The following is a 12,955-nucleotide window of genomic DNA, read 5'->3' as shown; positions in this document are numbered from 1 at the left end:
AACGCGGCTACCACGTAGCCGCCTAAGTGGAGAAACAAGGGTGAGGGTGCCGGTCAGTTGGCGGTGTCAGCCGCTCCATCCGGGCGGTAGGTGCCGCGAAACAGGCGGGGGTCGTCGGACTCGGGCGGGGCAACCCAGGCTCCGCCCAGGGCCCGGTGCAGTGCAATGCGGCTTCCGACCAGGGCTTCTTCGGCGGCCGTCAGGCGCTGCTCAGCCTGCAGGCGCGTGCGTTCGGCGTCGAGGGCCGTAGCATAGTCGCCGATACCGCGTTCGTACCGACGCATCTGGTTGTAGGCGCTGGCCTCGGCTTGTTCGAGTTGGTCGCGAACCAGCGCGTACTGCTCCTGCTGTTTCTCGTATGCGGTGAGCGCCGCGTGCACTTCCTGGAGCGCGGTAAGCAGCGTCTGTTCGTAGGTGGCCCGCGCCTGGGTGTAGCGCGCCTCAGCCGCATCCTGCTCCGCGCGCAGGCGCCCCGCCTGAAACACCGGCGCCGCCACCGATGCAATGAGCGTGGTGAAGCGCTGATCGATGTTCAGCAGGTCGTCGAGCGTGCTGTTCTGGACGCCGCCCTCGCCGGTGAGCGAGAAGCTGGGCAGCCGGTTGGCGCGTGCCACGCCGATCTCGCGCTGGGCTGCATTGAGTTCGCGGGCATCAGCGCGGACATCGGGGCGGGCCATGAGCAGGTCGGAGGGCAGGCCCGGCGGCACGGGCTGCAGGTCGGCCAGCACGGCGTCGCGGGGCGCGGAGCGGGCGGCCTGCATCACGGCCTCGTCGACGTTGCCAACGAACTGCCCAAGGATCACCGAGAGGCGGCCTCGTGCATCAGCAAGCTGGCTCTCGCGCTGGGGCTGCTCGGCCTGCGCCGCTTGCAGCTCCTGACGCAGGGCATACACCTCAAACGAGCGCACCAGTCCGCGGTCGTAGCGGTCTTCGGCCAGATCCACACGCTGCTGCAGCACGCGGATGGTCTCCTCGCCCAGCGCAATCTGGCGCTCCAGCGCAGCCACCTCGAAGTACGTGCTTATCGTCTGCGCAATGACCTGCTGGCGGGCGGTCTGCACTGCATCCACCGAACCCATGAACCGCTCCAGGGCCGCCCCCCGCTGGTTACGCAGGCGGCCCCAGAAGTCGAGTTCGTACGACAGCGAGAGCGACAGGCTGTACGTATCAAACGTGAAGCGATCGGGTACGGCCCCCGAACCGCCCCCGCCGCCCAGTGCTCCACCAATGCCGGTGTTTGCAGGCTGCGACTGACGGTTGTAGTTGCCGTTCGCGGTGGCCTGCGGGAAGAGCGGGGCCCGTGCAATACGAAACTGACTGGCGATTTCGTCGACCACCGCGCGGGTGCGCTCCAGGTCCAGGTTACGCACCAGGGCCGTGTCGATGAGCGCATTTAGTGCCGGGGCGTCGAAGGCCGTCCACCAGTTGACGGGGTTGAAGCGCGTTGAGTCGTCTTCGGCGTAGAGCGGGCCGCCCTCCACGAGCGGCGTGTCGTACGCATCGGGGAGCTGGGCCTCGGCGTCGGGCGGATCCATCTGCGGGGTGAGCGCACATCCGGATCCCACCAGGAGCATCGCTGCAACGAGCGCGGTCCAAAAAGCAACAGGCGAATGGGTCATGCGGGTGGGGGAGACGAGACAGCAGGATGCTTGAGACCGTGGTACACCACGTCGAAAATGTGCTCTTTGCGTGCCTGTAGGAAGGCGTCCCAGTCGGAGGCTGTGGGCGAGAGCATGATCTGCGCCGTTGGCCGCGCTACAAATGGAAAGATACAGGTGGCAATGATCGTGAGCAGTGTCTGATCAGGATCGACAGGGCGGATTTCGCCGGTTTCGATAGCCGATTCGATTGCGCTCCGAAATATGTGGGGAGGGGCTTTTTCGCCCGTTTTCTCCAGCCGTTGCAAGTGCTCCCCCAGGAGCGGTCCGCCGCGCAGGTTTTCGCTGACGATGAGCTGCATGATATCGGTATGCGCCTGGCAGAACGCCACGTATCCGTCAATGAAGCGACGGAGCAGTTCAGCAAACGAGTCGGCATCGCGCAGCGCGTCGTGGTCGAACGAGGCCATGAAGCGCTCCACGGCATGCCCGAACACGGCTTCGTACAGATCAGACTTGCTACGAAAGTAGTAGTGCAGCATCGACTTGTTGATGTCGGCTGCATCAGCGATCTGCTGCATACGGGCGCCTTTTTTTCCGTGTCGAGCAAACACGGTCAGAGCGGCATCAAAAATGTCTTGCTCGGTTGAGGAAGGGGCCACGTGAGGTCACTGGTTTGTGTGCACACACCATGTAGCGTACAGCACACAGCTTGTTGTGTCAACCAAATAGTTTAACCAAGTTGTTAAATCGGGGCAGCTCGTGTTAGGATGGAGGTATGGATGGTTTCCGCATCCCCTACCGGTTGTCATCCCGGACAAGGTGCCTTTGGCACCGCTGATCCGGAGCCGAGCGAAGCGAGGGCCGAAGGTCATGCCTGTGGTACGCACGAAGTAAACGAGCGAAGTGAGTTCACGCAGTGATCCATGCCTGCCGTAGGCAACTTGATTCCTCACACATAGCCACGGCCCTACACTACAACAAAGCATGCGGATTTGGTAGGAGTTGTTATGCAACACGCCCCCCCAAATGCGAAAGCTCCTGGCCTACACGACGTAGGCCCAGGAGCCAGTAAAGACACACACGCGGACTGTATGTTAGGGCTAAATCAGGGGGTTACTCCGCCTCGCCGACAGGTTCTTCGTCCAATATCGCATTCAGTGTCACCTCGAAGGTCAACGTTTGCCCGGCCAGCGGATGGTTGGCATCAATAGTAACCGTGTCTTCCGTCATTTTCGAGACAAATGCCTTCACACGGCGCCCGTTGTCCAAGCGCAGCCGGAGCGCCACGCCCACCTCTGGATCCATGTCATCGGGCAGATGCGCTCGCTCAATCTCTTTCACCATGTCAGAGCGGCGATGTCCATAGGCGTGTTCGGGGGGAACCTCCTCGGCTTTTGTTTCGCCGGGCTCCATCCCTTTCACAATGTTCTGCAGGCCTTCAATGACGGCCTCGCCGCCAATGGTGAAGGTGATCGGACCGCGCTCCTCCGAGGAGTCGAACACCTCGCCGTCCTCGAACCGTCCAACAAAGTCAATTTCTACCGTATCTCCTGGTTGTGCCGTAGCCACAGTGGTCGAGGGGATTTGTGAGCAAGACTATCGAAGTGTTATCAACGCCACATGGAAGCGTCTGTTCAGCTACGGTTTGAACGCAGGAGAACGCTTTTCCCGAATCGTCAAATGCCCAGCTACGCGCTACTGCCCCACGTTTCGTATGATACATGTGTTCATGTTCTGCATTACAGTGGATACGCCGGTATGTCTGAAGTCCCGCTTTCCCTTCGTAGCCCTCGCGTGTACGGCGTTGTAGTGGGGGCTACACTTCTCACCGCTGGGCTCTCGCTCACCGGTGTCCTGAGCCTGGGCTCAGTCGCCTTTATCGTGCTTATGGGAGGCGTAGCGCTCACCGGAATCCCCCACGGCGCTGTCGACCACGTGGTCGCTGCCGATCTGTACGGCCTCTCGTCATCGTGGAGCGATCAGGCCAAGTTCTACGGCGTGTACCTGGCGCTGATGGCTGCATACGGCGTGCTCTGGTGGGTGAGTCCGGTGATGAGCCTGACCCTCTTTCTGGGACTCACGGTGTATCACTTCGGACAGGCCGACCTTGCGTACTGGGAGGTGCCGTCTCCTGGCCACCTGTTGCTCTATGCCTCACGCGGTGTCATGCTCATGGGGCTCCCGATTGTCGCATTCCCCGACCTGGTCGATCCGATATTTGTGGCTATTGCAGATGTGCAGGTGAGCGCCTGGCCCGGCGTTGCGAGCGCTCCCACGGCCCTGCTCACTGCTCTGGTCGCGCAGCACGCAGTGGTGCTCCTGCTTATGCAACGGTGGGGCACGCCGCAGTGGAGCGATGTGGGGCGCGAGCTTTTCAACACGGGGGTGCTGGCGGTGCTACTCATCACCACCCACCCGCTTGTGGGGTTTGCCGTGTACTTTGGGCTGTGGCACTCGCTGGGGCACATCCTGGAGATTCTGCGCTTCTTTCAGCGGCACGGACGCCAGGCTACGCTGGGCCACTTCTACCGGAAAGCCGCCCTCTTTACGCTGATCTCGTTTGTGGGACTGGGCGGACTCTACGTCGTTAACGAAGCCGTGGGCGCACAAACCGAGATGATTGCGCTGCTTTTCATTCTGATTAGTGTGCTTACGTTGCCGCACATGCTTATTGTGGAAGCCATGTACCAACGCCAGCGCCCGGCAGCGGCATAGAACGGCCCAGCTTCCCTGATTCGAGCTGCTTGGCTCCGCATGTGTAACCGCTTCCGGCCCGGCATCGGCCTGCTTGCTTCGCTATCTTTCTGTTGAACCTCCACCCTCTGCTTATGTCCGATTCTGATTCGCGCTTTTCCGACCTCGACCAGCGCCGCGAGGAGGCCCAGCAAGGCGGCGGCCCCGAGCGCATTCAGCGCCAGCACGACAAAGACAAGCTCACCGCCCGCGAACGCATCGACATCCTGCTCGACGATGACTCGTTCGAGGAGATGGGCACCTTCGTGCGCCATCAGTCCACCGCTTTCGGACTCGATGAAAAGCGCCCCTACGGTGACGGCGTCGTAACCGGCTATGGCACGATTGAAGGGCGGCTCGTCTACGTCTTCAGTCAGGACTTTACGGTGTACGGGGGATCGCTTGGGCGCGCTCATGCCGACAAGATTGTGCGCATCATGGAGCTGGCGCTGGAGAACGGCGCCCCGCTCATCGGACTCAACGACTCGGGCGGCGCACGCATTCAGGAGGGCGTGGTGTCGCTGGGCGGATACGCCGACATCTTCAAGCTCAACACAGACCTTTCGGGCGTCGTCCCGCAGATCTCGGCGGTGATGGGTCCATGCGCGGGCGGCGCGGTCTACAGTCCCGCCATTACCGACTTCACGTTTATGGTGGAGGGCACAAGCTACATGTTTGTGACCGGCCCCAACGTGGTCAAGACCGTGACGCAAGAGGAGGTGACCAGCGAGGAGCTGGGCGGTGCGCGTACGCATGCCACCAAGAGCGGCGTGTCGCACGTGACGTGCAGCAACGATGTGGACTGCCTGCTCCGCATCCGCGAGCTCATGAGCTACCTGCCGCAGAACTGCGAGGAGGATCCGCCCAAGCGCGCCGATGCCAGCAACAGCAAGGATCCTGAGGCGCTCGACACGCTCGTGCCCGACGCGCCCAACAAGCCGTACGACATGCACGACGTGATTGCTCACATTGCCGACGGCGGCGACTTCTTTGAGGTCCAGCCCGATTATGCCGAGAACCTGATCGTCGGCTTTGCCCGCGTGGGTGGACGCTCAGTGGGCATCGTGGCGAACCAGCCGGCGGTCTTGGCAGGTGTGCTCAACATCGATGCCTCCGTAAAGGGCGCGCGGTTTGTGCGCTTCTGCGACGCGTTCAACATCCCGCTGCTGGTATTTGAGGATGTACCGGGTTTCCTTCCGGGCACCGATCAGGAGTGGAACGGCATCATCAAGCATGGAGCCAAGCTGCTCTATGCGCTCTGCGAAGCCTCCGTGCCCAAGGTCACCGTCATTACCCGCAAAGCCTATGGCGGCGCCTACGACGTGATGAACTCGAAGCACATCGGCGGCGATCTCAACTTTGCGTGGCCCACCGCCGAAATCGCCGTGATGGGCCCGAAGGGCGCGGTCGAAATCATCTACCGCCGCCAGATCGCCGCAGCCGACGATCCCGAGGCCGCCAAGGATGCGTTCATCGAGAAGTACCGCGAGCGGTTCGCGCATCCGTACGTGGCTGCCGAACACGGCTATATCGACGATGTGATCAAACCGCATGAAACGCGCGCCCGCCTCATCCGCGGATTCGATATGCTTGAGAACAAGGTCGCGAATCCCCCGAGCAAGAAGCACGGCAACATTCCATTGTAGATTTTGGATTGGGGATTTGGGATTGGGTGCGCGCCTCCCTCCCGGCGGTCATCCCGAGCGCAGCCGAGGGATCTCCTGCTCGACGGGCCGTTCCCTCAGGGGAGTGGGGAGCGACAGCGTACGCCCTTGGCTTGCATGCTTGCGGAGGCAGAGCCCCCATCGGGATGTCACGAGGCAGAGCCTCGCGACGAGCGGGCAACATTCCATTTTGGATTGGGGATTTGGGATTGGGGATTGGGGGGCTTTGGTGCAGGTGGGTGCCTATTTGCCATCAGACCCCGTTGGATGTACACAACGAAGACGCTGCCCCCCGCTTTGTTGCCCTAAATATCCGGATTCTCTGGCGTATTCGGGTTGTTCTGGCGCTCTTGCTGTGGATACGGATAGAAGTTGCGGCTGCGCGCAAACGGATCGTCCGGGTCGGGCTGTTCGGGGCCCAGGCGGCGCATGTCTTCGAGCGCGACGCCCTGCAAGAACAGTTCGGCGCGCCGTTCCTGGTGGATGGCATCGAGCAGCGCATCGGCGGTCTGTGGGCCGTCGTATGGATCAAGATTTGCGCCGAGGCCGAGCGGGTCCTCGGCTGCAGTTTTGGTGCGCACTTCGTTGAAGGCGGATTCGGCCTCGCCCAGTTCGCCCTGACGCACAAGCGCTTCAGCACGAATGAGCGTCATTTCGCCGGGCACGTAGAGTGGCATCCGAGCATTCGCCGTATTGAAGAATCCAGCAATGTCCTCAATAGGCAGTTCGTTGGGGGTGCTTGCGAGATCGGTGGGCGCAAGGAAAAAGTCGAGGCGGGCGTCGTCGGGGTTGGTGGCGGCGGATCCGAACGCATCGCGCGGGGCAAAATCGTCGGCACGTACGATGCCGTTCCACACCGGATTCGGGCTCTCGTCGTCGTATCCAAACGTAGACGTGGCCTCAAGGTCTACCGCAGCGGCGGCGGTTTCGGCCTCGGACCAGTTGCCTGCAAAGAGGTGGTAGCGCGCCCGGTACGCGTTGATGGTGTTGCGCAGGTCGAGTCCGGAGCCGCGAATGTTGTTGATGAAGGGGTCGGAGGGCGGCGTATCGTTGAGACGGGTGCCGGCACGGTCGAGCAGGCGCAGGGCTTCTGTGAACAGCTCGTTGCGCGAGACAAACGGCACCGGTTCGGTCCGATTCGTGGTGAGCGCTCCCTGCTCAAAGTGCTGCGCAATGTTGCCCAGCGCCATCGCCTGAAACAGGTCGGCCAGCGTAAGGAGGCCGCTTTCGGTGCCCGCTTCAAACGGCAGATCGGGCGTAGCGGCCCGCACTTCTTCGGCCATCTCCACCACGCGGTAGTTGCGCGACCAGATGCGGAGCACATCCGCATTGCTGGGCGGCAGATCGGTCCCGCCGTCTTCCAGATTCACGAGGTTCGCCAGTGTGTTGTTGACCGCCACCTCACGGCTGGTCGTGCCCGACACCAGCAGAACCGACTCCAGTGTGGTAGTCGCGTAGTACTCTTGCATCCCAACCGCCAGGGCTTCTACGCCCTCGGTGGTTGTGAGCACCTGTTCTTCAGAGGGCGCATTGGGGTTGGTGATGTTGAGGTCGCAACCGCTCTGTAGCAGGAGCAGACCGGCGACGACAGCAGCAGCAAGGGGGAAACGGCACGAAAACAGGCGGGCAAGCATGGCATTGAGGCAGTCAGAGCAAACAGATCGGACGAGCGGGGCACGGCGCCTCCAGCTGTTACAGTGTGATGGTGGCGCTAACCGTGAAGGAGCGCGGGATGGGCACCTCCACAAAGTCGAAATTGCGCACTCCGGTGCGCTGTCCGGCCACGTTTACCTCGGGGTCGTAACCGCTGTAGCCGTCGATGGAGAGCAGGTTGCGTCCGCTCAGCGAGAGCCGCATACGGTCGACCTGCGGAACGGGCGCGTCGAGCGTGTAGGCGAGGCTGATCTCGCGCAGCTTCAGGAAGGAGCCGTCTTCGACCCAGTGCTCGAAGATGCCGAAGGCGCTGCCCGTGTATCCGCTGGGCAGATCGCCCTCCAGTTCGCGTTCGTAGTCGTCGAGTGTACCGAAGGCGCTGAGCGCGGCCAGGCGACGCGTAAAGTTGAACACATCCTGGCCAACGACCGCATCCCACTGCATGCGAAACTCGAATGCGTTAATGCGCACATTATTCGTCCACGAAGCCACAAAGTCGGGGTTGGGGTCGCCAATGATGCGATCTTCGCCTGAGGCTGCGGGCACGCCATCGCCCGGCTCAGTGGGCGAGCCGTCGCGCATCCGCCAAAGATCGTTGTCATCTTCGACCAGCACGTTGCCGTTTTGGTCGATCACCTCGCCGTTGTCGTTGCGCGCAAACGAGGAGCCGTAGTAGATGCCGAGCGGCTCGCCGTTGATGGCGCCCACCAGACCAAACGAATCGGGAAAGATGAGCACGTCTTCTTCGAGTCCGTTGACTTCGTTGCGGTTCCGGCTAAAGGTAAGGGTGGAAGTCCATTGCTGCCCAGGTCGGTCCAGAATCAGGCCGCGCATCAGCAGCTCAAAGCCCTGGTTCGTGAGCGTGCCCACGTTCTGCAGGCGGCTCAGGAAGCCGGAGGTCGGCGCCAGCGAGCGGTTCAGAAGCAGGTCGGTCGTGCGCTGCGTGTAGTAGGTCGCTTCAACAGCCAGGCGGTCGTTGAATAGGCCGAAGTCGGCCCCGAGTTCGATTTCGCGTTGCCGCTCGGGACGGGCATCCAGCGCGCCCAACTGCGAGGATGGCTGCAGGGCGGGGCGCCCTTCGTACGACTCGGGGGTGTAGTTGGTGAAGCGGTCGAACGGCCCGATGGAGGTGAGCCCGCCCGACACGCCCACCGAGCCACGCAGCTTCAGGCGCGGCATCCAGCGGTCGAGCCCGGCACGTTGCCACGCATCCAGCTCAGAAACGACGTACGACAGACTGGTCTTTGGGTAAAACTGCCAGCGCTCGCCTTCGCCAAACGAGGACGACGCATCCAGCCGGATGGCACCGGTGAGGAAGAGGCGGTCGTTCCATCCGAGCGTTTCCTGCGCGAACAGTCCATAGATCGTGAACGGAAGCCGAAACTCATTCGCACCTTCCGTGACGGTGCCGCTCTGCACCACCTCGGACACCGGCACCAGGTTTTCGGACTGTGCTTCGAATTCGACGCCGCTTTCGTACTGTAGCGAGCCGCCAATCAGTGTCGAGGCGGGGCCGCAGGAAGCTCCGGTAGCGGATGTTCAGATCGCTGTTGGTTTGCAGTTGGTTCTGGGTGGCCCGCCGCGCAAATCCACTGCCAAGTCCGGGGGCCGAGGTGCCACGCGGAATGAAGGCGGTAGCACGCTGCGTGTAGGTGTCGATTCCGAGCAGGTAGTCGATGTTGAGGCCGTCGAGCGGAGTCAGCGAGAGCGACGTGTTACCGCGAAAGCGATCTGTTTCCTGCGCAAAGTCGAAGCGCTCGCGCACCTCGACCGGGTTTGCAAGCGCCCCCTGGTTCGGAAACTCGCCCAGCTCGTTAGCGCGCGGATCGAAGGTGTTGGGACCAAAGATGAAGCCCGTGAGCGCGCCGTAGTTGGCGTTGAGTCCGCCATTCGGCACTTCCTGCGAGGTGCTGCGCGCAAATGACACCGTGCCCGAGAGCGCGGCCCAGTCCGTCAGCGTCTGGTCAAGGCGCAGGCGGCCATTTACGCGGCGGAAGTGCGTGCCTTCGATGATGCCCTGGTTGGAGCGATGCGCGCCCGAAATGCTGTACTGGGTCGATTCGCTGCCGCCCGATACCGAGAGTGACTGCTCGGTGCCATAGGCGCGGTCGAAGATGAAGTCCTGCCAGTCCCACCGCCGCTGGCCATCGGGGAGCGAGTCGCCGCTGTTATCGAGAAACGCGCCCCGCTCGTTCTGCGCACGGTTGACGGGCAAGGTGGAGCGCACGGCATCTGTCTGAGCACGCGTGGTAAAAGAGACGCGGGGCGGCCCGACCTCGCCTTGTTTGGTGAAGATCTGCACCACACCGCTATTGGCACGCGAGCCGTAGAGCGCCGCCGCCGCTGCGCCCTTCACCACCTCGATGCGCTCGATGTCGTTCGGGTTCAGGTCGGCCAGCCGGTTCTGCGCGCTCCCCCCCAGGTCAATGAGTTCGGGCGAGTCGTTGTTGATGATTACGCCATCCACGATGTAGAGCGGATCGGCACTGCCCAGCACCGTGCTTGCCCCCCGCAGACGCACCGAAATGCCGCCCGAGGGGCTGCCCGAGTTCTGCTGTACCTGCGCCCCCGCAATTTTGCCTTGCAGCGCCCGGTCGACCGAACTGGCCGTGCTCTGCTCCATGTCTTGACCATCGACGGTGGAGATGGCGTTGCCCAACTGGCGCCGCTCAGTGGGTACGCCGGTACCGGTTACCACGACCTCGTCCACGCCCAGCACATCGGCGCGCAGACGCACCGGATCGAGCGACACGGTCGATTCCTCGCCCAGGGTGACCTCGCGCTCGGCGGTCTGGTAGCCCACGAAGCGATAGCGCAGCGTGTAGGTGCCCGCCTCCAGCCGGGCCGTGAGTTCGTAGGTGCCCTCGGCATCCGTGGCGGCCCCGGTCGTGGTGCCCGCTACCTGCACGGTGGCACCGGGCAGCGGATCGCCGGTGGCGTCGTCGAGCACCTGTCCGGTAAGCGTGTACGCGATCGGCTGGGCATGGACTGCGCTGAGACTCAGCAGTCCCAGCAGCGCACACGTGAGAAGGAGACAGCGCCAGGGGGATACGTAGGCATACGGCATAGGCACAGCGGGGGAGGCAGCTCCGTGCAAATTGCGATTATAACGTCGTGTAGTATACAGTTTTACGTGGTAGAGACGCAAGCCCGCACGCATTGCCCATCGCCTGTGGAGGTCGCGAAGAAATAGAGGGCTGGGCGCTGTGCTGTGCATCCCTCCAAATACATATGCCTGGACCCGTTGGACACTGGCGCTACCCATCCAGGTGGCTGATGCCTACGATGGCGGCAAGCGTGACGGGCCACACCAGGATGGGAAACAGATCGGGCAGTAGCGTAAGGTTGAGCACGGTGCTGGCCAGGCCCACGACCACGCCCGCCAGCACGCCACGGTCGGTCGTGCCCGTCCACAGGAGGGCCATCATCAGAGGGAGGCCGAGCGTGGCGCCGAGCCCGACGAAGGCAAACTCGATGATGTCGAAGATGGTGCCGGGCCGCAGCAGGGCCAGCGCGATGCCCCCAGCGGCCAGCACCGCCACAATGACGCGGCTGAGCCGGATGAGCGCAGCCTGCGACACCTGCGGACGCCACGACGCATAGCCGCGCGTGAGGTCGGCAGCGGCCACGAGCATCATGGAGTCTGAGGTCGACAGAATCGCGCCGATGATGCCTGCCAGAAGCACACCACCCAGCCAGCCGGGCACCAGGTCGCTGAGGGCCATCAGTGCAATAGACTCCGGGTCGCTGGCTGCGCTGTAGAGCACGCGTCCGGCCAGCCCGATGAGCAGCGGCACGGTGAGCCGCACCGCCTGAAACGCCAGTGCAATGAGCGCGGCTTTCGGTAGCAGATCGGCAGAGCGGATGGCCTGGAAGCGCATCAGGCTGTGCGGCTGCCCGATAGCGCCAAAGGCAAACGTGATCCACGACAGGATGCTGATGAGAAGCGCCGTCCCCTCGAATCCGCCTGAAAGCTGAAGCAGCGTCGGGTCGATGGCCTGCACCTCGCCCACGAAGGCCGTCCACCCGCCAATGGCTGCGATGGCGGCAACGGGCAGGACCACCACCGCCGCAAGGACGAGCACGCCCTGCACCACATCCGTCCACACCGACGCGTCGAACCCGCCGAGGGTGGTGTACAGCGCCACGGCCCCGCCGCCGACTAACACCGAGGCGGCATAGGGCAGGGTGAGGGCGGTGTCAAGCGCCTCGCCCACAGCAATGAGCTGAGCGCCGACGTACGCGCCCATGAACACAAGAATGGCGGAGGTGCCTACCAGGCGAATGGCGCGGCGCGTATGCGAGCTGCGCACCCGGCGCGCCAGATGGTCGACGACCGTGTGGCTATCGAGCGCTTCAGATTCGGCCCGAAACGGCGGGGCCACCTTGTAGTAGAGCACGCCCACCACCAGCAGCATGGCTCCTGAGAACCAGAGGCCGTGTAGCCCCGTCGAAAAGCCGACCCCCACCCACGCAAAGAACGTCCACCCACTGGCGACCGAGGCGACCTCCGAAAGCGCCATAGGACCGGCCTCTACCGAGCGCCCCGCAAGCATATAGTCGGTGAGGGTGCGCGTATCCGCCGTCTGGTAGAAGTACAGGCCAATGGCCACAAGCAGCACAACGAATCCGCCAAAGGTGAGCGTCAGGCTCCAGTCCATAACAGCAGGGTAGATAAGCATAGAAACAGGCGCTCACAGCATAGTCACTACTACATTGGATGTCTACCCCCACTTCATCGCCCATACAGCCGCATCCGAGAACGATTAACGGTTTTGTCATGCGCAGCGTGAACCATTTCGCGAGATGCCTGTACAGTCCATCGTAACGACATTTTTAACTACGCCACAGTCGGCTCCTATTGACGAGTTCCGAGCGTTGCTCTGCGCTCATCAACGGCGGGCTGTGTGTCAACCAACACACCTATATGCAAGACGGAACAGTTAAGTGGTTCAGTAGCGAAAAAGGCTACGGCTTTATCGAGCGCCACGACGGAAGCGAAGACGTATTTGTTCATCACAGCGAAGTCTCGGGCGAAGACCTCCGGGATGGTGAGCAGGTAGAATTTGAAGTCGAAGAAACTCCGAAGGGACTCAGCGCGGTTAACGTGCAGCGTCTCCACGGCGTGCGGTAAATGGCGTGGTAGCACTCCATTCTGCAAGAAAAGGGTCCTGTCGCTTCGGCAGGGCCCTTTTCTCGTTTGGGGGGATGCAAGAGGCCTGTGCTCGCGTCCCAGTCCCGATGCAATACGCCGCCTCATCTCGTTGGTGAAACTGCTCTCGCATAAGCAGACGCTCCCGTCGC

At 62.6% G+C, this 12,955-nt stretch carries 10 protein-coding genes; 3 read left to right on the top strand and 7 right to left on the bottom strand.

All coding sequences use genetic code 11. From position 1 onward, the window contains the following. Positions 1-53: 53 nt before the first annotated feature. From CRI93_RS05635 to CRI93_RS05625, 3 genes are all read right to left on the bottom strand, one after another. A complete protein-coding gene (locus CRI93_RS05635; RefSeq protein WP_245850352.1) occupies positions 54-1,619 on the bottom strand; it encodes an efflux transporter outer membrane subunit in 1,566 nt (521 codons plus the stop codon). Next, the gene (locus tag CRI93_RS05630) at positions 1,616-2,260 is read right to left on the bottom strand and encodes a TetR/AcrR family transcriptional regulator (RefSeq protein WP_098061647.1); all 645 of its coding nucleotides are present in this window, start codon (positions 2,258-2,260) and stop codon (positions 1,616-1,618) included. Before CRI93_RS05630 ends, CRI93_RS05635 begins: the two co-directional genes overlap by 4 nt. 454 nt (positions 2,261-2,714) lie before the next feature. Beyond that, positions 2,715-3,170, bottom strand: coding sequence for an FKBP-type peptidyl-prolyl cis-trans isomerase (locus tag CRI93_RS05625; protein WP_176521720.1), 456 nt, complete (start codon positions 3,168-3,170; stop codon positions 2,715-2,717). A 189-nt stretch (positions 3,171-3,359) separates the two neighbouring features. On the opposite strand from CRI93_RS05625, the gene CRI93_RS05620 reads away from it, so the two are divergent. After that, positions 3,360-4,316 carry a Brp/Blh family beta-carotene 15,15'-dioxygenase gene (locus CRI93_RS05620; RefSeq protein WP_098061645.1) on the top strand — a complete coding sequence of 319 codons (957 nt, stop codon included), beginning with the start codon at positions 3,360-3,362 and terminating at the stop codon, positions 4,314-4,316. A 113-nt stretch (positions 4,317-4,429) separates the two neighbouring features. After that, complete coding sequence (locus tag CRI93_RS05615; RefSeq protein ID WP_098061644.1) at positions 4,430-5,980, top strand: acyl-CoA carboxylase subunit beta; 1,551 nt, start codon at positions 4,430-4,432, stop codon at positions 5,978-5,980. A gap of 323 nt (positions 5,981-6,303) precedes the next feature. Here the strand turns inward: CRI93_RS05615 and CRI93_RS05610 are convergent, their stop codons facing one another. The 4 genes from CRI93_RS05610 to CRI93_RS05595 all read right to left on the bottom strand — a co-directional run bounded on the left by CRI93_RS05610 (position 6,304) and on the right by CRI93_RS05595 (position 12,312). After that, positions 6,304-7,632: a RagB/SusD family nutrient uptake outer membrane protein gene (locus CRI93_RS05610; protein ID WP_098061643.1), complete on the bottom strand. Its 1,329-nt coding sequence runs from the start codon at positions 7,630-7,632 to the stop codon at positions 6,304-6,306. A 58-nt stretch (positions 7,633-7,690) separates the two neighbouring features. Continuing rightward, a complete protein-coding gene (locus CRI93_RS05605; RefSeq protein ID WP_176521719.1) occupies positions 7,691-9,088 on the bottom strand; it encodes a TonB-dependent receptor domain-containing protein in 1,398 nt (465 codons plus the stop codon). Next, positions 9,036-10,718 carry a carboxypeptidase-like regulatory domain-containing protein gene (locus CRI93_RS05600; RefSeq protein WP_176521718.1) on the bottom strand — a complete coding sequence of 561 codons (1,683 nt, stop codon included), beginning with the start codon at positions 10,716-10,718 and terminating at the stop codon, positions 9,036-9,038. The genes CRI93_RS05605 and CRI93_RS05600 overlap by 53 nt, the downstream gene beginning before the upstream one ends. Positions 10,719-10,908: 190 nt before the next feature. Then, positions 10,909-12,312 (bottom strand): sodium/proline symporter, encoded by a 1,404-nt coding sequence (locus CRI93_RS05595; protein WP_098061640.1) that lies wholly within the window; start codon positions 12,310-12,312, stop codon positions 10,909-10,911. Between the two features lie 266 nt (positions 12,313-12,578). Between CRI93_RS05595 and CRI93_RS05590 the strand changes: the two genes are divergently transcribed. Beyond that, complete coding sequence (locus CRI93_RS05590; protein ID WP_098061639.1) at positions 12,579-12,785, top strand: cold-shock protein; 207 nt, start codon at positions 12,579-12,581, stop codon at positions 12,783-12,785. Positions 12,786-12,955: the final 170 nt, after the last annotated feature.

Source organism: Longimonas halophila, from assembly GCF_002554705.1.
Classification (GTDB): domain Bacteria; phylum Bacteroidota; class Rhodothermia; order Rhodothermales; family Salinibacteraceae; genus Longimonas; species Longimonas halophila.
The sequence above is the reverse complement of the archived record's forward strand: the minus strand, read 5'-3'. Positions and strand labels throughout refer to the sequence as shown.